The following is a 25,471-nucleotide window of genomic DNA, read 5'->3' on the forward strand; positions in this document are numbered from 1 at the left end:
TAAAGCCTGCACCATTTAGTATTACGCATCATTCCTTATATTAAAACTGCTAACCTCAGCAGGAATATAGCCGGTATGTGCTTTTATTCAGGATGCCAGCGTCATGCCCGCCAGTTTGCGCCAGTAACCGTTACAATCACTGCCTTTCGCGACCATTAGCGGAGCGTGACCGTTTTCATTGGCGCGGAAACGGTCGATCTCTGCCAGCGTCGTCACATCCTGCGGCGAGAGCCGTATGCAATCGACCTGGCCGTGCATACCAGCCAGATCGTTACCCAGGTTATAACAGTAGCCGCTCATGGTCTGAATGCCATTGAGGACGAACACCTGCTGCCCCTCCTGGGAGTTGACGCGCCGGCCTGTCGGATAGTTGATACAGCAGGTTTCGCAATCATCTTTCGCGCGGTTTTCCGAGCGGGCGGTGAAGCAGCGCGCTGAGAGCGCCAGCGGCAGATGACCGTAGCCCAGCACCTCCACCTCAAACTGCTGCCGGATACCCCGCGTCTCGCACTGCTCCAGCAGCTGTAGCAGCCAGTCACGTGACATCTCCACCGGCATACACCAGCGCGTCATGCCCTCTTTGACCAGCAGCTGCAGCGTGTCGGCGTTGTAAACATTGAGCGTCGGACCCGCGACAAAGGGCAGATGACGCTCAGCGGCCATGTTTACCGTGCCGATATCATTGGCTTCAATCAGGAAATCACCGTTCTCTACGTAACGCTGCAGCTCTTTCAGCTCAGAGGGCGATTGCAGCAGCGCCAGCGTGCTCAGCACCACCTGTTTGCCGCTGGCCGCGAGTTCACGAGCCAGCGCCATCCAGCGGGCATAGGGCGTGGCGCGACGTTTACTGCACACCGCTTCGCCAAGGTAGATAATATCCGCGCTACTGCGGGCAGCCTGCTGGTAAAAATCTTCCAGCGTATCGGTCGGCCAGTACCAGAGCACCGGCCCAAGGGCATATTGCATCATGACTCCTTATTGCCATTCACGGTGATAAGCACCCAGCGTGGTTTGCGAACCTTCTGAGAGATCGCCCAGCGTCTGCATCCACTGTGGTGCAACTTCAAACTGTTCCGGCTGCGCCTTGCAGCGATCAATTGCCTGACGCCAGACGCACGCCACGTCAGCGACATAGGCAGGGCTGCGCTGACGGCCTTCGATTTTCACCGAGGCGATGCCAGCCCGCAGCAGTTCCGGCAGCAGCTCCAGCGTGTTCAGACTGGTGGGCTCCTCGAGCACGTGATAACGCTTGTCGTTAACCATATAGCGTCCTTTGCAAAGTGTCGGATAACCCGCGCTTTCGTCCGGGGCGTAGCGATCGATCAACACTTCATTAAGACGTGACTCCATGCCCTGCGGCGTCTGCTGCCAGCGCACAAACTTCGCCGGAGAGCAGGCACCGGCGCTGTTAGGTGATTCACCGGTCAGCCAGGAAGAGAGGTAGCAGCGGCCTTCCGCCATGATGCACAGGCTGCCAAAGGCGAACACCTCCAGCGGCACCGGCGTGCTGCGCGCCAGCTGTTTAACCTGGTGAATCGACAGCACGCGCGGCAGCACCACACGCTGCAGATTGAAGTGGCGATGGTAAAAGCGAATCGCCTCCAGATTGGTTGCCGAAGCCTGTACAGAAAGATGACGTTCAACCTGGGGATAGCGCGTCGCGGCATACTCCAGCGTGGCGATATCCGCCAGGATCAGCGCGTCGGCTCCGTTTTGCGCCGCCACATCAATCGCCCGCTGCCAGCGGCCCATGCCATCCGGATGGGCAAAGGTGTTGATCGCGACATGCAGTTTGCGGCGATGCTGATGAAGATAACGCGCGGCTTCGGCTAGTTTCTTATCGGTGAAATTCAGACCCGCAAAATGACGGGCATTGGTGTCATCTTTCAGCCCCACATACACCGCATCAGCGCCATTCTCTACAGCGGTGCGCACTGCGGGTAAGTTTCCTGCCGGGCAGAGCAGTTCCATAGATATTCCTCTCAACATGCAGATGGGCGTCGAGTCTAGGCATCTGGTCCGGGCTGCGTGTTGATTTGGGGCAGTGAAATTCAAATTCATCCGCCCGGCGGCGCTTTTTTTACCTGCATGGCAGCGGTTTTTATTGATCTCAGAGGAGGCGCGCAGAAAAGGATATGGCAATATACGTAAAATTTTCTGAAGGGAGTGACGAAAGTGTTAGAGCGGATACATGCCCATTGTGTGAAAAACGGTCCTAAAATCTTAGGGTTACCCGCTGCGTTCACCCCATTCCCGATCAAAAAGTTGCTTCTGCAACAACTCTTAAACTGGCAATTTCGTCATGCTTTGGCTGAAGGTGAGTTAGACTTTCTGGATGGTCGCCTGCTGGGTATTGAAATTGCCGATCTCAATCTGCAATGGATAACCACGCTGCAGGACGGCCGACTGGCGGTATTGCAACAGTCCGAAGCGGATGTCTGGTTTCGGGGCAATGCCAATGATCTGTTGCTGGTGGCAGCACGTAAAGCAGATCCCGACATGCTGTTCTTTCAACGCCGGCTGGTGATTGAAGGTGACACTGAACTGGGACTTGAGGTGAAGAACGTAATGGATGCTATTGAACCCGAGGCTATGCCCACCGCGTTACGCACGGCAATTGAGCAGATGGCGGCATTTGTCGACGCCGGCATGAAACAGGACGCGAAGGCCGCTCAGGCGCGCGCAGGTGCTGCATGTTGATTCGTAGTGAAATTGGCGTGGATGCCGCAGGCATCGACGCGCTGCTCAGACGCTGCTTCAGTACCTCTGCAGAGGCGGAACTGACTCAGGCGCTGCGTGAAGATGGCTTGCTGACCTTAGGCGTGGTCGCGACGGATGACGAGGGACAGGTGCTGGGTTATGCCGCATTCAGTCCGGTCAGCGTTCAGGGTGAAGATCGCGGCTGGGTTGGGCTGGCACCGCTGGCCGTCGATGAGACGCTGCGCGGTCAGGGTATTGCCAGCAAGCTGATCTATGAGGGGCTGGATACGCTCAATGAATTTGGCTACAGCGCGGTAGTGGTGCTGGGCGATCCGGCGCTGTTCAACCGTTTTGGTTTTGAACCGGCGGCACGCCACGGCCTGCGCAGCCGCTGGCCGGGTACAGAGGCAACGTTCCAGGTCTACCGTCTGGCCGATAATGCGTATGACGGGGCGGAAGGGCAGATCGACTACGCCGAACCCTTTAATCGCCAGCCGTAATACCCAGCCAGCTCTCCAGACAGCCGGGCTGGCCCGCCACCAGCAGTAATTTCTGCTGGCGGGTCAGTTGCTTGACCTGATACTCCAGCCTGGAGGCGCTGGCGCGATCGCCCGCGTCACAGTGAAACACCAGGTCCAGCGGCCCTTTGCCGCGCAGCGCGCGGGCGCCGCGTCCGCTCTGGTGCTGAGCGACCCGACGCACCACATCCGTGGTGATACCGGTGTACAGGCTCCCTTTCGCCGTACGGACGATGTAGAGTTGCCACTGCTGACTCATCGCAATCATTTCCCAAAAAAAGGTGCCGGGCAGTGTAGCGCGCTTCACTCTCCGGTGCACCGCCAGGAGTTTATCTTGTCCGATCACGCCCATCTGGTTCGCTATCTAAGAAAGCAGCATGTGCTTTCACTCTGCTGTACCGCCGACGATCAACTGTGGTGCGCTAACTGCTACTACGTCTTTGACGAGACGCGCATGGCCTTCTGGATCATGACGGAACCCGATACCCGCCACGGTGAGTTAATGGTGCAGAATCCGCAGGTTGCGGGCACCGTCAATGGCCAGCCCAGAAGTGTGCTGCTGATTAAAGGCGTGCAGTATCGTGGCCATGTCAAACGGCTGGAAGAGTCAACAGAGCAGATCGCCAGAGCCGCTTACCAGAAACGTTTTCCGGTCTCACGCAAAGTGTCGGCACCGCTGTGGGAGATTGTGCTGGATGAAGTGAAGATGACGGATAATGCGCTGGGATTCGGCAAGAAAATTGCCTGGCAGCGGGAGAAATAGAAACGCCCTTTTCAGCAGAAAAGGGCGTCGCGGCTTACAGCGCTTCGAGGATCCGCAGGGATTCACGATTAAAGGCCGGTAAATCGGCCGGGGTGCGGCTGGTGACCAGCTTATCGTCGTCTACTACCACTTCCTTATCATGGAAGTCGGCACCGGCATTGATCAGGTCAATGGCAACGGCTTTAACGGTTGTCATCTTGCGACCGCGCACGCCGTTAGCGCTAATCAGCAGCTGTGGCCCGTGGCAGATGGCAAAAATTGGCTTGCCGCTGGCGACAAACTCTTTGGTAAAAGCAACAAAACGATCGTCGCCGCGCAGGGCATCGGGCGAGTGACCGCCAGGCAGGAGCAGGGCGTCAAATTCAGCCGGGCTGACGTCATCAATGCTGCGATCGATGGTCACTTCCGCTTCGCCTTTCTTGCCTTTAACGACATTACCGGCTTGTTTCTCAATGGTAACCACCTCAAAACCAGCGCGTTTGTAAACTTCCGCAGGTGAGGTAAATTCTGAGTCTTCAAATTCATCGGTAATTAAAACCGCCACTTTCTTGCTCATTTTTTCCTCCTTCAGCATGTGGAGCGCGAGACGCGCTTTCCGGATAACGCTATAAGCCTGGTCGCTGAGAGTGAGAACGCAAGCCAGCCCGTTAAGATCAGCTATCTTTTAACCAGTCAGCAGTGAAATAAGGATGAATCTGAGATGAATCGCGTATTACTGACCGGTGCCACCGGCTTAGTCGGGTCGCATCTGCTGCGCTTACTGATTGAGGATCCACGCGTCGATGAGATCATCGCGCCAACCCGTCGGCCACTGCCCGCGATGAACAAGGTGGTGAATCCGGTTGAGGCCGATCTCACCGATGTCCTCGGGCCGCTGCAAAGTTCGCTGGACACGGTGTTCTGCTGCCTGGGCACCACGCGTAAGCAGGCGGGCAGTAAACAGGCTTTTATCCACGTTGATTACACCCTGGTGGTGGACAGCGGGTTAAGCGGATTACGTCTGGGGGCGAAGCAGATGCTGGTGGTCAGTGCGCACGGGGCCAGTCGTCACTCGCCGTTTTTGTACAATCGCGTCAAAGGCGAAATGGAGAATGCGCTGCGCCATCAGGGCTGGCCGCGCCTGACGCTGGTGCGGCCTTCATTGCTGCTTGGGGATCGTGCGCAGAAGCGCCGGGGTGAAAGCCTGGCGGGACCGCTGTTTTCGCTGCTGCCGGGCAACTGGCGGGCGGTCAGCGCGCACGACGTGGCACGCTGTCTGCACCAGCAGGCTTTTACGCCGGGGAGTGAGAGCGTCAATATCATTGAGTCCGGCGAAATCCCGCGCCACTCAGCGTAACTGCCAGATAATCTGATTACGGCTGCCGCGCCATTGCAGCGTGGCATCCTTCTCCTCTTCGACAAAACGGCCATCGATCAGCACGTCGAGATAGGCCAGCACAGCGCGCTGCGCCGCATTCAGCTCCTGCATCCGGTAACCGGTCCAGAGCCAGATATCTTTACCGGGACACGTCTGTCGCACCCGTTTCACCAGACGGCGAATGTGCGGCACGTTATGCGGATGCAGCGGATCGCCACCACTCAGCGACAATCCCTGGCGCGGAATGCGGGTGTCCTGCAAATCCGCCAGCAGTTGCTCCTCCATCGCAAGCGTAAAGGGCACGCCGGAATCAAGCCGCCAGGTGCTCTGGTTGTAGCAGCCGCGACACTGATGTTCGCAACCAGCGACAAACAGCGTGCAGCGGGTGCCAGGTCCATTAACGATATCCACATCATAGTAGCGATGGATATGCATCATCCCAGCGGTCCTTCAGACAGATGCTTCACCCGACGCTGCACTTCCTGCTGTTTACCGGCATTAAAGGGCCGCGCATCCGGGCTGCCCAGATAGCCGCAGACCCGCCGGGTGACGGAGACGCGCGCCGGATCGTGGTTGCCGCAATTCGGACAGGTGAAGCCGCGGCTGGTACAGGTGAACTCGCCGTTGAAGCCGCACTCGTAGCACTCATCAATCGGGGTATTAGTGCCGTAATAGGGCACGCGGTCGTAGCTGTAATCCCAGACATCCTCCAGCGCCTTGAGGTTGTGCTGCACATTCGGGTATTCGCCGTAACAGATGAATCCGCCATTCGCCAGCGGCGGATAGGGCGCTTCAAAGTCGATTTTGTCGTAAGGATTGACCTTCTTCTCAACGTCGAGATGGAAGCTGTTGGTGTAGTAGCCCTTGTCGGTAACGCCTGGCACCAGGCCAAACTGCGCCGCATCAAGACGGCAGAAGCGGTCGCACAGATTCTCGCTTGGCGTGCTGTAAAGGCTGAACCCATAGCCTGTTTCAGCTTTCCAGCGCTCGGTGGCATCGCGCATGTAAGCAATGATCTCCACGCCTTTGGCGCGCAGAGCCGCGTCATCGTAAGGATGCTGATGACCGCCGCTGAGCGCATTCAGGGTTTCATGCAGGCCGATATAGCCCAGCGACAGCGACGCACGGCCATTACGGAAAATAGGGCCGACTTCATCATCCGCATTCAGCCGAACGCCACAGGCGCCTTCCATATAGAGGATGGGCGCGACGCGCGCTTTGGTCTTCTCCAGCCGCGCCACCCGCGTCATCAGCGCCCGCTTAGCCAGCTGCAGTCGCGCATCGAGCAGCGTCCAGAAGCGCGTTTCATCCCCGCCCGCTTCCAGTGCGATGCGCGGCAGGTTCAGGCTGATCACCCCGATATTGTTGCGGCCCTCATGAATCTGCTCGCCGTTCTCTTCATAAACGCCAAGGAAGCTACGGCAGCCCATTGGGGTTTTAAACGAGCCGGTGACTTTAACCACCTGATCGTAATTGAGGATGTCGGGATACATCCGCTTGCTGGCGCACTCCAGCGCCAGTTGTTTGATGTCGTAATTAACGTCGCCCGCCCGGCGGTTGACGCCTTCGCGAATGCTGAACACCAGTTTAGGGAACACCGCCGTTTTGCGATTTTTACCCAGTCCGGCCAGCCGGTTAAGCAGAATCGACTGCTGAATCAGCCGGGCCGCCCAGTCCGTCCCCAGACCAAAACCAAAGGTGACAAACGGCGTCTGGCCGTTGGCGGTGTGCAGAGTATTCACCTCATACTCCAGCGACTGAAAGGCGTCGTAGCACTCTTTCTCCGTACGCTGGCGCGCATACTGCTCGGCCTGCGGGATCTGCCACTGCTCCGCAATCGCCAGATGTCGGGCATAGCTCTGCTCAACAAACGGGGCCAGCACTTCATCAATACGGTTAATGGTGGTGCCGCCGTAAATATGGCTGGCGACCTGCGCGATGATCTGCGCCGTCACGGCGGTGGCGGTGGCGATCGATTTAGGCGGCTCGATCTCAGCATTGCCCATTTTGAAACCGTTGGTCAGCATGCCTTTCAGATCGATCAGCATGCAGTTGAACATCGGGAAGAAAGGGGAGTAGTCGAGATCGTGATAGTGGATCTCGCCGCGCTCGTGCGCCAGCACCACATCGCGTGGCAGGATCTGCTGCTGTGCGTAGTGTTTTGCCACGATCCCGGCCAGCAGATCGCGCTGCGTCGGGATCACTTTGCTGTCTTTGTTGGCATTCTCGTTCAGCAGCGCCGCATTGGTCTGATCTACCAGCCCGCGGATGGCGTGATGTAACTGGCTCTGACGATCGCGGGCGACATCGCGATCGTGGCGGTATTCAATGTAGGCGCGGGCCAGTTGAGGGTAAGGACCCGCCATCAGCGTTTCTTCAACCGCACACTGAATTTCACGGATATCCACTTCCGGACAATCGGCCAGCCGCAATGCCACGCGCTCAGCGACCTGCGCGCACCAGGCCGCGTCTTCTACTTCGGCTGCCCGTGCCGCCGCCGCCACGGCCTGCTCAATACGCTGCGCATCAAAGCCTGTCCGGCATCCATCACGCTTGATTACCACCGTCGCCATTTCTCTCTCCATAAACTACATATAGGGGTCGAAAGGATTCTATTCGCTACATGTAGTGATTGCTGAGAATTATTGCGATCAGATTTGACCTGAAACAAGGAAGCCTCAACCCGCTGGAAAACTCTGGCTGATGTAAAAAATCGGGTGCTGGTTCAGGTTTCCTGCAGGATCCACTGGCGGATTGGCGTGCAGCAACTTTAATCAACGTTCTGCCCTGTCAAAACGTTGACGTTACAAGGATGCCCGCCAATGTGGTTACCCCGTTCTTTGCTCCTGCTCCTGCTCCTGCTCCCGGCCCTCAGCCCAATCGCCCTGGCCAGTTCGCTGCCGCTGATGCCCTGGCCGCAACAGGTGGAACAGCCCGCCAGCGGCGGCACGCTTATCCTGACGCCGCAGCTGACGCTGCAAATCGCCGGCGATCATCTGGCGGGTGCCGAAGCGCGCTGGCTGGAGCGCATCAGCAATCAGACCGGCTGGCCGCTGTTGCCCGCCACCCAGCCGGTAGCAGCACCGACTATCCGCATCGTCATTGCGAAGGCGGTGGATCCGCTGCCGCTGCCTGATAGCGATGAGAGCTATCAGTTGCAGGTCGATGGCGACGGCGTCCTGTTAACCGCGCCCAGCCGTTTCGGCGCGATGCGCGGCATGGAAACCCTGCTGCAGCTGATACAAAACGGCGCACAGGGGACAACCATTCCTTACGTCACCATCCACGATCATCCGCGCTTTCCGTGGCGCGGCGTGCTGATCGACACGGCGCGTCACTTTATGCCGGTGGAGACGCTTAAACGTCAGATCGACGGCATCGCCGCCGCGCGAATGAACGTCTTTCACTGGCATCTTACCGATGATCAGGGCTGGCGCTTCGCCTCCAGCCACTATCCCCAGCTGCAGCAGAAAGCCAGCGATGGCAACTATTACAGCCAGCAGCAGATGCGGGAGATCGTGAAATATGCCACCGATCGCGGGGTGCGTGTGGTGCCCGAGCTGGATATGCCGGGACATGCGTCCGCGCTGGCGGTGGCGATGCCAGAGCTGATTAGCGCACCCGGCCCCTGGCAGATGGAGCGCGGCTGGGGCGTCTTTAAACCGCTGCTCGATCCCAGCAACGAACAGGTTTATCAGGTGATCGACACGCTGGTGGGTGAGATGGCGGCGATCTTCCCCGATCCCTGGCTGCACATTGGCGGCGATGAGGTGGATCCGACACAGTGGAACGACTCGCCCACTATCCAGCAGTTTATGCGCGACCACGATCTGAAAGATGCCCATGCGCTTCAGGCATATTTCAATCAGCGGGTAGAGAAGATCCTGGAAGCCCATCACCGTCAGATGGTGGGCTGGGATGAGATTGCCCATCCCGATCTGCCGCGCAGCATTCTGATCCAGTCGTGGCAGGGCCAGGATGCGCTGAGCGCGCTGGCAAAAGAGAACTACCGCGGCATCCTCTCCACCGGTTTCTACCTTGATCAGCCTCAGCCTGCCAGCTATCACTACCGCAATGAGGTCACGCCACAGGACCTCAACGGCCAGGATCGTCTGCGGCCAGGCGACCAGGCGCAGAGCTGGTCATTCACCATGCCGCGGCTGAAAGGCAGCCCGGTAAAGGGCAGCTTTACGCTGATACAGGGAGAACCAGGCTGGCGCGGTTTTATCGACTTCGATGGCAAAGCCCGCCGGATGGTCAGTCAGATCAACTGGCTCTCGACGCAGCAGGTGCGGTTTAGCGTGGATAGCTGGATGGGGCCGTTCCAGCCGGTGTTCACGCTGCAACAGAACGCCCTCAAAGGTTATGCAGAGGTAGGCAACGTGCGTTATCCCACCACCGGCCAACGGCTGGCTCAGACGCCTGCGGGCATCGCGCCCGCGCTGCCCACACCTGCGCAGGTGCAGCAAAATCTGCTGGGTGGCGAGGCGGCGCTGTGGGCGGAAAACATCAACAGCCAGATTATTGATACCAAACTGTGGCCGCGCGCCTTTGTGGTGGCCGAGCGGTTATGGTCGGCACAGGATGTCACCAATACCGACTCGATGTATTCGCGGCTGGCGGCGATGGATCGCTGGAGCAGCGTGTCGGTCGGAACGCTGCAACACGCGCAGACGGAGCAGCAGATGATGCGGCTGGCCAGTGGGCATGACATCGCCCCACTGCGGGTACTGGCCGAGGTGCTGGAACCGGCGCAATACTACACGCGTCAGCATCTCAAGTTTCAGGCGGGCCATTACGACTACCATGAACCCCTGAACCGGCTGGCAGATGTACTGCCCGCTGAGAGTGAGGCGGTACGTCAGCTGGAGCAGCAGGTCGCCGTGTTAATCGCCAATCGTAATAATCCGGCTGCCGCCTCTGCGGTTCGCGCGCCGCTGCAGCGCTGGCAGGCTAACACCAGTGCGGTGCTGCCGATCATTAACGCCAGTGCAACGCTGAAGCCGCTGGCACAGAGCGTGCAGCAGATCGAGGCGCTGAGCGCCATGGGCCTCGCGCTGGTTAATGCTTACGTTCGCAATCAGGCGTTTGGTGCCAGTGAAGTGGCGGAGATGCGTGCGACACTGGATGCCGCCGCAGAGGTACAGGATGAAACAGTGATTGCGCTGGTCAGGCCGCTGGAGACGCTGCTGCGCGCCTTTCAGTAAACGCTGCGGCCGGATTAACCGGCCATAGCGTCCTCAGGCCGGGCCGCTGACCGAGTGGCGGCGCACCAGGGTCGGGCTGAACATGTGGGTCACTTCCGGCAGCGGCTGATTGTTGGCCAGCGCCAGCGCCAGCTGGGCCGCCTGCTGCGCCATGGTGACAATCGGATAGCGGATGGTGGTGAGGCGCGGTCGCACATAGCGCGAAACCAGCACATCATCGAAGCCGATCAGCGACATCTCTTCCGGCACCCGAACACCGTTATCGCTCAGCACCGCCAGCGCGCCGGCGGCCATTGAGTCGTTGTAGCAGGCGACGGCGGTGAAATTCTTGCCGCGACCCAGCAGTTCCGTCATCGCCTGCTCACCGCCCACTTCATCTGGTTCGCCCCAGGTGACCAGCCGATCGCTGCACGGCAGGCCATGTTCTTTCAGCGCATCGTAGTAACCCTGCAGGCGATCTTCTGCATCGGAGATGGTGTGGGTCGAGCAGATAAAGGCGATATTCTGGTGGCCAAGCTGGATCAGATGACGGGTTGCCAGCCAGGCGCCGTAGCGATCGTCGAGCGCGATACAGCGCTTTTCAAAGCCTTTTATCAGCCGGTTCAGCAGCACCATGCCAGGCACCTGCTTCATCAGCACTTCCAGCTCTGCATCGGGGATTTTCTTGGCGTGAACCACCAGCGCCGCGCAGCGGTGACGCATCAGTTGTTCAATCGCCTGCCGCTCTTTTTGCTCATTATGGTAACCGTTACCAATCAGCAAAAAGTTACCGGTGTCACCTGCCACCTCATCCACGGCTTTAACCATTGCGCCAAAAAAGGGATCGGAGACGTCACCGACAATCAGGCCGAGCGTTTCGGTCGATTGCTGCGCCAGTGCGCGTGCGTTGGCGTTCGGGTGATACTGAAGCTGCTCCATCGCCTGACCTACGGCCTGTCGGGAGCTGTCGCTGGCTTTGGGAGAATTATTGATTACACGGGAGACTGTGGCGACAGAAACGCCAGCCAGTCGCGCAACATCCTTTATGGTAGCCATGCGTTGACCTGCTTTGGGGAAAACGTTTACACATCGCATCAGTGTTACGGAAAAGGGCTGACACATCAACCCGACAGAATGCCAGCGTCGTCGCAAAAAGGGGTAAAAACGGTCACTGCTGCACGTCTTCTGCTGAGGCGTCGCACCATGCTATGCTCAATCTCCCACCTGGCTACCGTGAAAAACAACGATGAAAACCAAAGTGCCACATCTGGCGCACTGGGGCGCCTTTACCGCCGTCACTGAAAACGATCGCCTGATTGGCTGCGAACCTTTCTTCGCCGATGCCGATCCGTCACCGATGATCCACACCATTCCTGAACTGGTCTATTCCGACAAACGCATTCGTCAGCCGATGGTGCGGCGCTCGTGGCTGAAGTCACGCGAAAAGAGCGACCGTACGCTGCGTGGCCGGGAGGATTTTGTTGCCGTCGACTGGGAAACCGCGCTGGATCTGGTGGCGGAGGAGAATCGCCGCATTCGCGAGCGCTATGGCGCATCGGGCATTTTCAACGGCTCCTACGGCTGGTCATCGGCCGGACGTGTTAACCATGCCCGCACCCTGATTCGTCGCTTCTACTTTCAGGGCGGCGGCGGCGTTGATCAGCAGGGTAACTACAGCTGGGGCGCCGCGCAGTTCTTCCTGCCCTATGTGATTGGCACCTACATGCCGCTGACCGGGCGCGTCACCGAATGGCCGCAGGTGGTGGAACATGCCGAAATTTTTGTCGCCTTTGGTGGGCTGGCGCTGAAAAATGCCCAGGTTGCCTCGGGGGGCGCAGGGCAGCACAGCCTGAAACCGGCGCTGATGCAACTGGCCGCCAAAGGCACGCCGGTGATCAACATCAGCCCGATGCGTGATGACTGCCCGGAATTTGTTAACGCCGAGTGGATTCCGATTCGCCCCAACACCGACGTGGCGCTGATGCTGGCGCTGGGTCATGAGATCACCCAGCGCGGCGCGGTTGACGAAGCGTTTCTCGCCAGCCACTGCACCGGCTGGCCGCAGCTGCGCGCCTATCTACTGGGCGAAACCGACGGCGTGGCGAAAACCGCCGGCTGGGCCAGCCGTATCACCGGCATCCCGGCCGATCGCATTGTGCAGCTGGCGCAGCAGCTCACCGGCAAGCGCAGCTTTATTACCTGCTCCTATTCCGTTCAGCGCGCCCATCGCGGCGAGCAGCCTTACTGGATGATGATTGCGCTGTCGTCGATGCTCGGCCAGCCAGGCCTGCCGGGCGCAGGTTTCTCTTTTGGTCACGGTTCGATGAACAGCGTCGGCAACCCGCGCCAGGAAGGGCCGGCTCCGATGATGAGCACCGGCCCCAATCCTTCCGGGCTGTCGATTCCGGTGGCGCGGATCAGCGATATGCTGCTCAATCCCGGCCAGCCTTACCGCTTTCAGGGCGAAACCCTGCACTATCCCGACATTCACATGGTGCACTGGGCGGGCGGCAATCCTTTCCATCATCATCAGCAGCTCAACCGGCTGGTGGAGGGCTGGCAGCGGCCCGATACGGTCGTGGTGCAGGATATCGTCTGGACACCCGCCGCGCAGATGGCGGACATCGTGCTGCCCGCGACCACCACGCTGGAGCGCAATGACATCGGCGGCTCCTCACGCGACCGCTTTGTGCTGGCGATGCATCAGGCGATTAAACCGCAGCATCAGGCGCGCAACGACTTCGATATTTTTGCTGACCTGGCGGAGCGCCTCGGCTACCGCGATACCTTCACCGAAGGGCGCAACGAGATGCAGTGGATCGCCCATCTTTATCAGCAGTGTGCGACCGCGCATCAGCGTAAAGGCATCGATTTCCCGTCGTTTGAGGAGTTCTGGCAGCGCGGCTTTGTGGAGATCCCCGAAGGGGGCAAACCCTATCAGTTTATGGATGATTTCCGTGCCGATCCGCAGGCCAATCCGATTAAAACCGCCAGCGGCAAAATCGAGCTCTTCAGCCAGACCATTGCAGACTACCAGCTGGACGATTTCGCCGGCCATCCGGAATGGCGTGAACCCCAGGAGTGGCTTGGTTCGCCGGTCAGCCGCGACTATCCGCTGCACATGATCTCAATTCAGCCTTCCGACCGGTTACACAGTCAGCTGGATGCGACAGAAACGGTGCAGGGCAATAAAACCGCCGGACACGAAACGCTCTACATGCATCCGCAGGATGCGGCCGCGCGCGGGCTGGTGGAGGGCGACGAGATAGAGGTGAGCAACGCACGCGGCGTGATGCTGGCGGGCGTGCGGATCACCGATGGCGTGACGCAGGGCGTGGTGATTATCGCCACCGGCGCCTGGTTTGATCCCGGCTTTGGCAAGGCGTGGCAGCCGCACGATCGCGCGGGTAACCCCAACGTGCTGACGCTCGACATCGGCACCTCGTCGCTGACGCAGGGGCCAAACGCCATGAGCTGCCTGGTGGAAATCAAAAAACATCAGGATTGCACAATAGCGTAAGGATCTCATGGCTGGTTACATTTTGCCGGTAACTGTTGCGTTTGAGAGATGGCAGCCGATCGATCCCTCTTGCTACATTCAGGGTCCCAGAGGTATTGATGGGTGAACATCAATAGATTTTCTTGATTACACCAACCTGCGCAGATGCGCAGGTTTTTTTTTGCCAGAAATCGGCCGTCGATAACGAACTGATACACAGTTTTCCTGTTATACGGCCAGCGCTTTCTTTATAACTGCTGGCACCAGCCCCTTTCTCTTTATTTTGCGCAGCGGAATGCCATGCCCCGGATTAAAAAACTACTGGGAAAAGACCAGATAAAAGCGCCGTTTAACCCTTTTCGTTTCCGACTGATCTGCCTGGGTGTCACGACCTGTCTGGTGGTGCTGCTGGCGCGCGTCGCGGACCTGCAGTTCCTGAATCAGCCGATGCTGGAGCACGAAGCGGATCAGCGATCGCTGCGTACCGTGACGCTGCCGACCAGTCGCGGCACGCTGCTGGATCGTAACGGTGAAGCGCTGGCGCTCAGCGTCCCGTCGCGCGACGTGATTGCCGATCCGCAGCGCGTGCTGGAGAGCAACCCCGATTTTACCAGTGCCAAATGGGCCTATCTGGCGGCGGCGCTCAACACCCGTCCCGAAGAGCTGGCGGCGCAGATCACCGCCAACCCGAAACGTCGCTTCCTCTATCTGGGGCGTAAAGTCGAGCTGGGCATTGCCAAAGATATTAAAGAGCTGAAGCTGAAAGGCATCAGCGAAGTCTATGATGACAGCCGTTTCTATCCGATGAGCGAAGCCTCTGCGCCGCTGATCGGCATCGTCGGGGCGGATAATGTCGGCCTGAACGGACTGGAAAAGGGCTTTGATAAAGTATTGCAGGGCGAGCCGGGCAAAGAGGTCTATCGGCAGGATGCCGCAGGCAATATCATCGCGATGATCAACTATCAGCCGCCGACCCAGCCGCCGACGGTACAGCTCAGCATCGACAAATATGACCAGTACACGCTCTACAGCAAACTGCGCGACGGCGTACTGATCAACAAGGCGGACTCGGGTGCGGCCGTGCTGGTGAAAATCGACACCGGCGAGATTCTGGCGATGGCCTCCTATCCGTCGTTCAACCCCAACAACTATGAAGGGGCAACGCCCGCGCAGATGCGTAACTCTGCCATCAATGACAGCTACGAACCGGGATCGACCGTCAAGCCGTTAGTGGTGATGGAAGCGCTGGAGCGCCACCTGGTGCGCCCGGATTCGGTGATCGACACCACGCCTTACAGCGTTAACGGCCACCTGATCCGCGACGTCGGCCACTGGCCGCGCCTGACCATGACCGGCATTCTGCAAAAATCGAGCGACATTGGCGTGTCACACCTCGCGCTGGCGATGCCCGCCGAAGCGCTGGTCAACACCTATCATGCGTTCGGCCTTGGCAAACCAACCGGCTTAGGGCTGACCGGCGAAAGCGTCGGCTACTTTCCGTTGCACCGCACCCGCTGGGCAGATATCGAGCGGGCCACCTTCTCCTTTGGCTATGGCCTGCGTGTGACGCCGCTGCAGATTGCCCGCGAATACGCCACGCTCGGCTCCTATGGCATTTACCGTCCGCTGTCGATCACCCGCGTTACGCCACCGGTCATGGGACGCCAGGTCGCCAACCCGGAAACGGTGAAAGAGGTGGTGCACATGCTGGAGAGTGACGTCCTGCCGGGCGGAACCGGGCTGAAAGCTGCGGTGCCGGGCTACCGTCTGGCAACCAAAACCGGTACGGCGGAAAAAATGGGCACCAGCGGCAAGTATGATGGCGGCTACGTCAACTACACCGCCGGTCTCGCTCCCGCCAGCCATCCTGAAGTGGCGCTGGTGGTGATGATCAACCATCCGACGGCGGGCGATCACTTCGGTGGCTCGGTTGCTGCGCCGGTGTTCGGCAATATCATGGGACCGGTACTGAAACACATGAATATTGCACCGGATGCCATCTACACCAAACCGGCGGCCACTCCTTCAGATAAATCTTAGACAAATCAGAGTGTAAGCGAGGCGTGAAGGATATTCACACCTCGTTGCACTTCCCCGAATTCGGTTGCGTTTTCCTGCTGTCTCCGCGCGGTCAATCAGTGCGAGGATAGCAGTCCCAGAGGTATTGATGGGTGTGAAAACAACACCGCTTCGGCAGTGAGACCCTGTTATTACACCGACCCACGCAGATGCGTGGGTTTTTTTTGCCTGCTCGCCTGAGCCTGCCGTTACCGCTGTAAAAACCCCCGCTAAATCAACATCGTTCTTAACGAAACCCTGACAGTTTGCCAATAGAAAGGCGCGTCGCCTTTCACTGATAATGGCCGCCGTGAAGCCTGGCGCTTTTTTGCTCGCCGCCGCTCACTGCCGCATTCCGCACGTTCCGGGATTTCTTTTTTTGCTTATCTGAAGAGTTCGACGATGACTCACCTTTCTCGCCCCACGCGTTCCTTTGGGCTTAAATGGCTGCTCCTGTTGCTGGTGGCGGCGATTGTCGCTGGGGTTATCTGGCGTCTGCTGGCGGCAGGTCACGGGCCGGGCGAGGGGATGCCGTCGGGCAGACCGGGTGTGCATGGCATGATGGGCGGAGGGGCGACGCTGGTTCACAGCGGTGTCGCCAGCACGGCGGATGTGCCGGTGTGGCTGAATGCGCTCGGCACGGTCATCCCCAACGCCAGCGTCACGGTGACCAGCCGCGTTGACGGCCAGCTGGAGCAGGTTTTCTTTACTGAGGGGCAGAAAGTCAGCGCCGGGCAGCTGCTGGCGCAGATCGATCCGCGCAGCTTTCAGGCCACGCTGAACCAGTATCAGGGCGAACTCAGCGAAAACCAGGCGCTGCTGAAAAGTGCGGAGCTGACGCTGGCGCGCTACCGCAAACTGGCGGCGCAGGATGCACTGGCGCGTCAGGATCTGGACAGCCAGATTGCCACCGTCGGGCAGTATCGCGGTGCCGTCGCCGCCGATCAGGCGCAGATCGCCAGTGCGAAACTCAGCATTGAATATGCCCGGATCACCGCCCCGATCAGCGGGCGCGTCGGCCTGCGTCAGGTCGATCCCGGCAACATGGTTCAGAGTGCCAGCAGCACCGGCCTGGTGACTATTACCCAGATGCAGCCCGCCGCCGTGACCTTTAGCGTGCCACAAAGCGAAATCCCGACGCTGGTCAGCGTGCTGCATCAGGGACAGAGCCTGCCCGCCACGCTGTATGATCAGGACAACCAGCATCAGCTCGGCAGCGGCGAAGTGAAGTTCATCAGCAACCAGATCGACACCGCCACCGGCACCGTGGCGCTGAAAGCGGTGTTCGCTAACCAGGATGAGTCGCTGTTTGCCAATCAGTTTGTGAATCTGCGGCTGCAGACCCGGGTGCTGAAAGGCGCGACGGTGATCCCGGCCCAGGCGCTGCAGCTGAGCAGCGACGGCAGTTTTGTCTTTGTGATCAATCAGGATCACAGCGTTACGCGCAAAGCGGTTACCACCGGTCCCGCTTTCGGAGACGATCAGCAGGCGATCCTCAGCGGTGTTTCGCCGGGCGATCGGCTGGTGACGGAAGGGATCGATCGTCTGACCAGCGGCAGCAAAGTGTCGCTGGCTGATGAGACGCCCGCCGCTGCGGGTGCTGTGTCGAAATGAACCCGTCGCGCCTGTTTATTCTGCGTCCGGTCGCCACCATTCTGCTGATGGTCGGCGTGCTGATCGCCGGCATTTTTGCCTGGAAATTCCTCTCAACCTCGGCGCTGCCGCAGGTCGACTATCCGATCATTCAGGTCACCACGCTCTATCCGGGTGCCAGCCCGGATGTGATGGCATCGTCGGTCACCTCACCGCTGGAGCGCCAGTTAGGGCAGATGGCGGGGCTGAGCCAGATGAGCTCCACCAGTGCCAGCGGCTCCTCGATCATTACCCTGAAGTTCAGCCTCGATCTGTCGCTGGATGTCGCCGAGCAGGAGGTGCAGGCAGCGATCAATGCGGCGAATAACCTGCTGCCCGACGACCTGCCCAATCCGCCGACCTACAAAAAGGTTAATCCGGCGGACAGCGCGGTGGTAACGCTGGCGGCGAGCTCCAGCACGCTGCCGTTGACTGAGGTGCAGGATCTGGTCAACACCCGGGTGGCGCTGAAGCTGTCGCAGATCTCCGGCGTCGGGATGGTGACGCTGGCGGGCGGCCACCAGCCGGCGATTCGGGTGCAGATGAATCCTCAGGCGCTGGCGGCGCATCATCTGACGCTGGAGGCGGTAAATACGCTGATTGGTAACAGCAACGTCAATGGCTCCAAAGGCGGCTTTGACGGTAAATATCATTCGGTGACCATTGACGCCAACGACCAGCTGCGCACCGCAACCGAGTACGGCAACCTGATCCTCAGCTATGAGAATGGCGCGGCGCTGCGCCTGAAAGATATCGCCCACATTGAACAGGGCCCGGAAAACAGCTTCCAGTCGGCGTGGGCCAACAACCAGCCCGCGATTGTGATCAGCGTGCAGCGTCAGCCGGGCGCGAACGTGATCCAGGTGGTGGACAATATCAAGGCGCAGCTCCCCGCGCTGCAGGCGGCGCTGCCGGAGGGGGTGAAGATGACCATTCTCTCCGATCGTACCCAGACCATTCGCGCCTCGATCAGCGACGTGCAGTTTGAACTGATGCTGTCGATTGCGCTGGTGGTGATGGTGACTTTCCTGTTCCTGCGCAACGTGGCCGCCACGCTGATTCCGAGCGTGGCAGTGCCGCTGTCGCTGGTCGGCACCTTTGGTGTGATGTATCTGGCGGGCTTCAGCCTGAATAATCTGTCGCTGATGGCGCTGACCATCGCCACCGGTTTTGTCATTGATGACGCTATTGTGGTGGTCGAGAACATCTCCCGGCGGCTGGAGCAGGGCGAGTCACCGATGGAAGCCGCGCTGAAAGGCTCACAGCAGATTGGCTTCACCATCATCTCGCTGACCTTTTCGCTGATTGCGGTGCTGATCCCGCTGCTGTTTATGGGCGATGTGGTCGGGCGACTGTTCCGGGAGTTCGCGATTACGCTGGCGGTGGCGATTCTGGTGTCAATGCTGGTGTCGCTGACCCTGACACCGATGCTGTGTGCTTATCTGCTGCGCCACATTCCGCCTGAACAGCAGTCGACGTTTGCCCGCAAGGGCGGCGAGCTGTTTGATGCCCTGGTGCGCGGCTATGACCGGCTGCTGACCGTGGTGCTGAACCATCAGAAACTGACGCTGCTGGTGGCGCTGGCCACCTTCGGGCTGACGGCGCTGCTCTACATGATGGTGCCGAAAGGCTTCTTCCCGACCCAGGATACCGGGCTGATTCAGGGCATTACCGTCGCCTCACAGGACGTCTCGTTTAACGCCATGGCAACGCGGCAGCAGGCGTTGTCGGCGCGGATCCTGAAAAACCCGGCGGTGGAGAGCGTCTCATCGACGATCGGCATCGACGGCACCAACACCAGCCTTAACAGCGGGCGGTTGCAGATCAACCTGAAGCCGTTTGGCTCCCGCGATCTCAGCGCCAGCGAGGTGATCAGCCAGCTGAAACAGGCGACCGCCGATGTGCCGGGCATCCGGCTCTATCTGCAACCGGCGCAGGATCTCACCGTCAACGATCAGGTCTCGCCGAGTCAGTATCAGTTCACCCTCGATGATGCCGACAGCGAAAATCTGGTCAGCGAGTCGCCGAAACTGGTGGCGGCATTGCAGCAGCGGCCCGAGTTTAATGGCGTGGTGAGTAACCTGCAGGATCAGGGGCGCGTCTCTTACGTTGAGCTGAACCGCGATAAAGCGGCGCGCTTCGGCATTACTGCCTCGAACGTGGACACCGCGCTCTATAACGCCTTTGGTCAGCGGCTGGTCTCGACCATCTTCACCCAGTCGAATCAGTATCGGGTGGTGCTGGAAGTGGCTCCGGCATACCAGCAGGGTCCGGCGTCGTTTGATGATGTCTGGCTGCAATCGTCCGGCAGCAGCAGTTCGGCGTCGTCATCCACCAGCACGGCTTCATCAGCGTCAACGTCTTCGTCAACATCGTCGTCTTCGTCGACGTCCACTTCAGCCTCTGACACCAGCGCCAGCCCGATCAGCAGCGGCATGGTCAAACTCACTGCTATCGCCACTATCCACCAGCGCACCGGTTCGCTGATGCACATGCGGCTGAATCAGTTTCCGGCGGTGATGATCTCCTTCAACCTTAATCCGGGCTACTCGCTGGAGGATGGACAGCGGGCGATCGCGGAAGTACGGCAGCAGCTGCATCTGCCGGAGAGCACCACGCTGCGTTATCAGGGGGAAACCTCGGCGTTTCAGAGCGCCACCGGCAACACGCTGTGGCTGATTCTGGCGGCGCTGATCACCATGTATGTGGTGCTCGGCATCCTCTACGAAAGCTTTATCCATCCGGTGACCATCCTCTCTACGCTGCCGTCGGCGGCGGTGGGCGCGTTGCTGACGCTGCTGCTGGCGGGCACCGAATTCAGCCTGATTGCGCTGATTGGGGTGATACTGCTGATCGGCATCGTGAAAAAGAACGCCATCATGATGATCGACTTCGCGCTGGAGGCGGAACACCATCAGCAGCTCAGCGCGCGCGACGCGATTCATCAGGCCTGCCTGCTGCGCTTCCGCCCGATTCTGATGACGACGATGGCGGCGCTGCTGGGTGCGCTGCCGCTGATGCTGGCCTCCGGCTCCGGGGCAGAGCTGCGTCAGCCGCTGGGGCTGGTGATTGTCGGCGGGCTGATTGTCAGTCAGGTGCTGACACTCTTCTCCACGCCGGTCATCTACCTCCTGTTTGATGGGCTGGCGCAGCGCGGTAACGCCTGGGTGAAACGCCGTCAGCAGCGGGCGCGGAGCGGGCAATGAATCTGACCCGGCTGTTTATCTTTCGTCCGGTGGCGACGCTGCTGCTGACGCTGGCGATCCTGCTGCTGGGCGCGCTGGGCTACCGGCTGCTGCCGGTAGCACCGCTGCCGCAGGTCGATTTTCCTACCATCATGGTCAGCGCCAGCCTGGCAGGCGCCAGCCCGGAAACCATGGCGGCGACGGTCGCTACGCCGCTGGAACGTTCGCTGGGGCAGATTGCCGGTATCAGTGAGATGACCTCCAGCAGCTCGCAGGGCTCCAGCAGCATCATCCTGCAGTTTGAACTGGACCGCGATATCAATGGCGCGGCGCGCGACGTTCAGGCGGCAATCAACGCGGCGCGCAGCCTGCTGCCCAGCGCAATGGCCTCGCTGCCGACCTATCGCAAAGCCAACCCGTCAGACGCGCCAATAGTGATGCTGGCGCTGACCTCTGCCACCCGCACACTAGGCGAACTCTACGATCTGGCGGAGAGCAAAATCGAACAGGCGATGGGGCAGGTACAGGGCGTTGGCGAAGTGTCGCTGATGGGCAGCGCCTTACCGGCGGTGCGGATTGATCTGCAGCCGCTGAAGCTGACCCATTACGGCATCTCGCTGGAGACGGTGCGTGCCGCCGTCGCCAACAGCACCACTAATCTGCCTAAAGGGATCTTACAGGGCAGTGACCAGTCGTGGCTGGTGGACAGCAACGGCCAGCTGGAGAAGGCGGCCAGCTACCGCGATCTGATCATCACTTATCAGCAGGGCAACGCGGTGCGACTGCGCGACGTCGCCACGGTCTATGACTCGGTAGAAGATCGCTATCAGGCGGGGTTTCTGAATGCCACACCGGCGGTGATGATCGGTATCAAACGTCAGGCGGGTGCCAACATGCTGGAAACCATCGACGCGATAAAAGCGCAGTTGCCGCAGCTGGAAAAGAGTCTGCCTGCTGACAGCCAGCTGAACGTGGTGGTTGACCGTTCGCCTGGCGTGCGCGCCTCGCTGTATGACACCGAAGAGACGCTGCTGATCGCGGTGCTGCTGGTGATTGCGGTGGTGTTTATTTTTCTGCGCAATCTGCAGGCGGTGATCATTCCGGCGCTGGCACTGCCGGTGTCGCTGATCGGCACCTGCGCGGTGATGTATCTGCTGGGATACAGCCTGGATAACCTGTCGCTGATGGCGCTGATTATCGCCACCGGCTTCGTGGTGGATGATGCGATTGTGGTGCTGGAGAACATCACCCGTCACATTGAGCGCGGGCTGAGCCCGTTGCGGGCAGCGCTGCGCGGGGCGCAGGAGGTGAGCTTCACCGTGCTGTCGATGACCGTGTCGCTGATCGCGGTGTTCATCCCGATCCTGCTGATGGGCAGTATTGTCGGGCGGCTGTTCCGCGAATTCGCCGTGACGCTCACCGTGTCGCTGCTGATCTCGCTGTTTGTCTCGCTGAGTCTGACGCCGATGCTCTGCGCCCGCCTGCTGAAACCAAAGCCGCCCGTCAGCCAGCGGCCGCATCCGCTTTATCAGTTGATTGAAAACCAGCTGAATCGCCTGCTGGCCGCCTACGGGCGCGGGCTGGCCTGGGTGATGTGCCATCAGAAACTGACGCTGCTCAGCCTGCTGCTGACCGTACTACTGAATGTTTTTCTCTTCGTCGTGGTGCAGAAGGGCTTCTTCCCCAATCAGGATACCGGGCTGCTGATGGGTGCGCTGCGCGCCGATCAGAACATCTCGTTCCAGGCGATGAAGCCGAAAATGCTGATGTTCACGCAGATCATTCAGCAAGACCCGGCGGTAGAGAGTGTGATGTCGTCGATGGGCAGCGGGATGTTTGGCTCCCGCAACAGCGCCAACTTCTTTGTGCGGCTTAAAGATTTTGATCAGCGCGATGCGACCGCCACCGAGGTGGCCAACCGGCTGACGAGAAAAACCAGTCACATCGCCGGGGCGCAGATGTTCCTGATGGCGGCGCAGGACCTGCACATTGGCGGACGCAGCGCCAACGCCACGTATCAGTACAGCCTGCAGGCGGACGATCTCGATCTGCTGCGCACCTGGACGCCGAAAGTGCAGGCGGCGCTGGCGGCGATCCCCGAGCTTAACAGCGTGGACTCCGATTCGCAGACCGGCGGCCAGGAGTTGGAGCTGACCATCGATCGTGATCGCGCCACCCGGCTGGGCGTCAACGTGAACATGCTGGATACGCTGCTGAACAATGCGTTTAGCCAGCGGCAGATCGCCACGCTCTATCACACCCTGAATCAGTATCACGTGGTGATGTCACTGCAGGATAGCGACACCGCCAATCCCGAGACGCTGCAGCAGCTTTATGTGATTAACGATAGCGGTGACCGCGTGCCGCTCTCCGCCTTTGCCCGCTTCAGCGGCGGCAACGCGCCGCTGTCGGTGGCGCATCAGGGCCAGTCCGCGACCAGCACCCTGGCGTTTAATCTCAACGAGGGGGTGTCACTGGAACAGGCGCAGGAACTGATAAAACAGGCGATGGCGAAGCTGGGCCTGCCATCGACCCTTCATGCCGGTTTTGCCGGCACCGCCGCCGCCTTTTCTCAGCTGACCGCGACCATGCCGTGGCTGATTCTGGCGGCGCTGGCGGCGGTCTATCTCGTGCTCGGCGTGCTCTATGAGAGCTACATCCATCCGCTGACCATTCTTTCGACCCTGCCGTCAGCGGGCGTCGGCGCGCTGTTACTGCTGCTGCTGACCGGCACGCAGCTCACGGTGATCGCGCTGATTGGCATCATCCTGCTGATCGGCATCGTGAAAAAGAACGCCATCATGATGATCGATTTCGCCATCGACGCGGAGCGGCGGCAGGGCATGTCGCCACAGCAGGCGATCACCCAGGCGTGCCTGATGCGCTTCCGGCCCATCATGATGACCACGCTGGCCGCCTTTTTCGGCGCGTTGCCGCTGGCGCTGGGCAGCGGCGGTGATGCCGATCTGCGCAGCCCGCTGGGCATCGCTATTGCGGGCGGACTGGCGCTCAGCCAGCTGCTCACGCTGTTTACCACGCCGGTTGTTTATCTTTGGCTCGATCGTCTGGGCCGTGCCACTCAACGTCAATGGCGTCGTCTGCGCCCTACGGAATCCTGATCCATGAAACCGCTTATCCCCTTTGTTGTGATGCTGCTGCTGGGCGGCTGTAGCGTCGGTCCCGACTATCAGCGCCCCGCGATGGTGATGCCGGTCCACTATAAAGAGGCCAGAGGCTGGCAGCAGGCGACGCCGCTTGATGCGCAAAGCAAAGGCGAATGGTGGGCGGTTTATCACGACGCCACCCTGAGCGGCCTGCTGAACCAGGTGAGCATCTCGAACCAGAACGTGGCGAATTATGCCGCGCAGTACCGGCAGGCACAGGCGCTGGCGAGTGAGTCACGCGCGGCGCTGTTTCCCTCGCTGGGCTATGACGGCAGCGCGACGCGCAGCGGCAGCCACGCGACTGACAGCAGCGTTCGCACCACCAGCAGCAGCCATCAGGCGGAGCTGAGCGCCAGCTGGGAGCTGGATCTGTGGGGCAAACTGCGACGCACGCTGGAGGAGAACCGCGCCAGCGCCTCGGCCAGCGCGGCGGAACTGGCCAATATCACCCTGAGCGCCCAGTCTGAACTGGCGCAGGACTATTTCCAGCTGCGCATCATGGATCAGAAAATCGCGCTCTATCAGCAGAGCGTTGATGCTTATCAGCGCTATCTGAAAGTGATTACCAGCCAGTATCAGGCGGGCACCGCGTCGCGTGCCACCCTGGCTCAGGCGCAGCTGCAGCTGGAGAGCGCCAGCGCCTCGGCGCAGGATTATCAGTGGCAGCGTGCACAGATGGAGCACGCCATTGCGCTGCTGGTCGGCAAAGCACCCGCTGAATTCAGCCTGACCGCCGCGCCGCTGACGGCCACGCTGCCCGCGATTCCGGCAGCCCTGCCGGGCGAGCTGTTGCAGCGCCGTCCCGACATTGCTTACGCCGAACGTAACATGGCCGCCGCCAATGCTGCGGTGGGCGTGGCGGTGGCCGGTTACTATCCCGACCTGACCCTGAGCGCCAGCGGTGGCGTCAGTTCTTCCGTGCTGCATTCGCTCTTCTCGCTGCCGAATCGCGTCTGGTCGCTGGGGCCGGAGCTGAGCGGCACGCTGCTGGATTTTGGTGCGACCGCAGCACAGGTCGATCAGGCACGAGCGGGCTGGGATGCCAGCGTTGCGACCTATCGTCAGACGGTGCTGACCGCAATGCAGGAGGTGGAAGATAAGCTGGTGGAGCTGAACACGCTGCAGGGTGAGATCGCCGCGCAGCAGCGCGCCACCGACGCGGCGCAGACCTCGGCGCGGGTAACGCGTTTGCAGTATGAGGCGGGCATGATTACGTATCTGGATGTGGCGACCACCGAAAACAGCCGCCTGAGCGCGCAGCAGAGTTTGCTGACGCTGCAGAGCACGCAGTGGGTCAGCAGTGTGGCGCTGATTGCCGCGCTGGGCGGTGGCTGGCAGGCACCCTGAAGGCGGCGTCAGGTTACCGATAATTCTGTTGTCGAACCGCGTCAAATCCTGCATCGTGAGGG

The 25,471-nt window shown here is 60.1% G+C and carries 18 protein-coding genes; 11 read left to right on the forward strand and 7 right to left on the reverse strand.

Translation table 11 applies throughout. From position 1 onward, the window contains the following. Positions 1-87: 87 nt before the first annotated feature. Together ACO6VX_RS15740 and ubiU are read right to left on the reverse strand one after the other, a co-directional pair. Complete coding sequence (locus ACO6VX_RS15740) at positions 88-966, reverse strand: U32 family peptidase (RefSeq protein ID WP_422458191.1); 879 nt, start codon at positions 964-966, stop codon at positions 88-90. 9 nt (positions 967-975) lie between these two features. Then, entirely contained in the window at positions 976-1,971 is a 996-nt protein-coding gene (gene ubiU / locus ACO6VX_RS15745; protein WP_422458192.1) for a ubiquinone anaerobic biosynthesis protein UbiU, read from the reverse strand. A gap of 204 nt (positions 1,972-2,175) precedes the next feature. On the opposite strand from ubiU, the gene ubiT reads away from it, so the two are divergent. Next, positions 2,176-2,700, forward strand: a complete 525-nt coding sequence (gene ubiT, locus ACO6VX_RS15750; protein ID WP_163763152.1) for a ubiquinone anaerobic biosynthesis accessory factor UbiT — start codon at positions 2,176-2,178, stop codon at positions 2,698-2,700. Next, positions 2,694-3,200 (forward strand): GNAT family N-acetyltransferase, encoded by a 507-nt coding sequence (locus tag ACO6VX_RS15755; protein WP_010251747.1) that lies wholly within the window; start codon positions 2,694-2,696, stop codon positions 3,198-3,200. Before ubiT ends, ACO6VX_RS15755 begins: the two co-directional genes overlap by 7 nt. On the opposite strand, the gene ACO6VX_RS15760 is transcribed toward ACO6VX_RS15755, so the two are convergent. Continuing rightward, entirely contained in the window at positions 3,184-3,477 is a 294-nt protein-coding gene (locus ACO6VX_RS15760; RefSeq protein ID WP_031292823.1) for a GIY-YIG nuclease family protein, read from the reverse strand. The two genes, ACO6VX_RS15755 and ACO6VX_RS15760, sit on opposite strands and share 17 nt — an antisense overlap. A 75-nt stretch (positions 3,478-3,552) precedes the next feature. Between ACO6VX_RS15760 and ACO6VX_RS15765 the strand changes: the two genes are divergently transcribed. Then, on the forward strand, positions 3,553-3,981 hold the full coding sequence (locus tag ACO6VX_RS15765) for a YhbP family protein (protein ID WP_033780617.1): 429 nt from the start codon (positions 3,553-3,555) through the stop codon (positions 3,979-3,981). A gap of 34 nt (positions 3,982-4,015) precedes the next feature. On the opposite strand, the gene ACO6VX_RS15770 is transcribed toward ACO6VX_RS15765, so the two are convergent. Then, positions 4,016-4,537 (reverse strand): type 1 glutamine amidotransferase domain-containing protein, encoded by a 522-nt coding sequence (locus ACO6VX_RS15770; RefSeq protein WP_010251739.1) that lies wholly within the window; start codon positions 4,535-4,537, stop codon positions 4,016-4,018. A gap of 144 nt (positions 4,538-4,681) precedes the next feature. Here ACO6VX_RS15770 and ACO6VX_RS15775 point away from each other — a divergent pair, with 144 nt between their 5' ends. Further along, positions 4,682-5,317, forward strand: coding sequence for an NAD(P)H-binding protein (locus ACO6VX_RS15775; protein ID WP_033759652.1), 636 nt, complete (start codon positions 4,682-4,684; stop codon positions 5,315-5,317). On the opposite strand, the gene nrdG is transcribed toward ACO6VX_RS15775, so the two are convergent. Next, positions 5,309-5,776, reverse strand: a complete 468-nt coding sequence (nrdG, locus tag ACO6VX_RS15780) for an anaerobic ribonucleoside-triphosphate reductase-activating protein (protein WP_346455483.1) — start codon at positions 5,774-5,776, stop codon at positions 5,309-5,311. The two genes, ACO6VX_RS15775 and nrdG, sit on opposite strands and share 9 nt — an antisense overlap. Further along, a complete protein-coding gene (gene nrdD, locus ACO6VX_RS15785) occupies positions 5,773-7,911 on the reverse strand; it encodes an anaerobic ribonucleoside-triphosphate reductase (protein WP_422458193.1) in 2,139 nt (712 codons plus the stop codon). The genes nrdG and nrdD overlap by 4 nt, the downstream gene beginning before the upstream one ends. A gap of 249 nt (positions 7,912-8,160) precedes the next feature. On the opposite strand from nrdD, the gene ACO6VX_RS15790 reads away from it, so the two are divergent. Continuing rightward, positions 8,161-10,545 carry a beta-N-acetylhexosaminidase gene (locus ACO6VX_RS15790; protein WP_422458194.1) on the forward strand — a complete coding sequence of 795 codons (2,385 nt, stop codon included), beginning with the start codon at positions 8,161-8,163 and terminating at the stop codon, positions 10,543-10,545. A gap of 33 nt (positions 10,546-10,578) precedes the next feature. On the opposite strand, the gene galR is transcribed toward ACO6VX_RS15790, so the two are convergent. Further along, positions 10,579-11,580, reverse strand: coding sequence for an HTH-type transcriptional regulator GalR (gene galR, locus ACO6VX_RS15795; RefSeq protein WP_010251726.1), 1,002 nt, complete (start codon positions 11,578-11,580; stop codon positions 10,579-10,581). A gap of 190 nt (positions 11,581-11,770) precedes the next feature. On the opposite strand from galR, the gene ACO6VX_RS15800 reads away from it, so the two are divergent. The 6 genes from ACO6VX_RS15800 to ACO6VX_RS15825 all read left to right on the forward strand — a co-directional run bounded on the left by ACO6VX_RS15800 (position 11,771) and on the right by ACO6VX_RS15825 (position 25,409). Continuing rightward, a complete protein-coding gene (locus ACO6VX_RS15800; protein WP_010251724.1) occupies positions 11,771-14,044 on the forward strand; it encodes a molybdopterin guanine dinucleotide-containing S/N-oxide reductase in 2,274 nt (757 codons plus the stop codon). Between the two features lie 279 nt (positions 14,045-14,323). Further along, positions 14,324-16,063: a penicillin-binding transpeptidase domain-containing protein gene (locus tag ACO6VX_RS15805; RefSeq protein ID WP_010251720.1), complete on the forward strand. Its 1,740-nt coding sequence runs from the start codon at positions 14,324-14,326 to the stop codon at positions 16,061-16,063. 420 nt (positions 16,064-16,483) lie between these two features. After that, positions 16,484-17,695, forward strand: coding sequence for an efflux RND transporter periplasmic adaptor subunit (locus tag ACO6VX_RS15810; RefSeq protein WP_422458195.1), 1,212 nt, complete (start codon positions 16,484-16,486; stop codon positions 17,693-17,695). After that, positions 17,692-20,919 (forward strand): efflux RND transporter permease subunit, encoded by a 3,228-nt coding sequence (locus tag ACO6VX_RS15815; RefSeq protein ID WP_422458196.1) that lies wholly within the window; start codon positions 17,692-17,694, stop codon positions 20,917-20,919. Before ACO6VX_RS15810 ends, ACO6VX_RS15815 begins: the two co-directional genes overlap by 4 nt. Next, on the forward strand, positions 20,916-24,017 hold the full coding sequence (locus ACO6VX_RS15820) for a multidrug efflux RND transporter permease subunit (RefSeq protein ID WP_422458197.1): 3,102 nt from the start codon (positions 20,916-20,918) through the stop codon (positions 24,015-24,017). Before ACO6VX_RS15815 ends, ACO6VX_RS15820 begins: the two co-directional genes overlap by 4 nt. Positions 24,018-24,020: 3 nt before the next feature. Next, on the forward strand, positions 24,021-25,409 hold the full coding sequence (locus tag ACO6VX_RS15825) for an efflux transporter outer membrane subunit (RefSeq protein ID WP_122889220.1): 1,389 nt from the start codon (positions 24,021-24,023) through the stop codon (positions 25,407-25,409). Positions 25,410-25,471: the final 62 nt, after the last annotated feature.

This window comes from Pantoea sp. BJFS-204, assembly GCF_049310725.1.
Lineage (GTDB): Bacteria > Pseudomonadota > Gammaproteobacteria > Enterobacterales > Enterobacteriaceae > Pantoea > Pantoea agglomerans.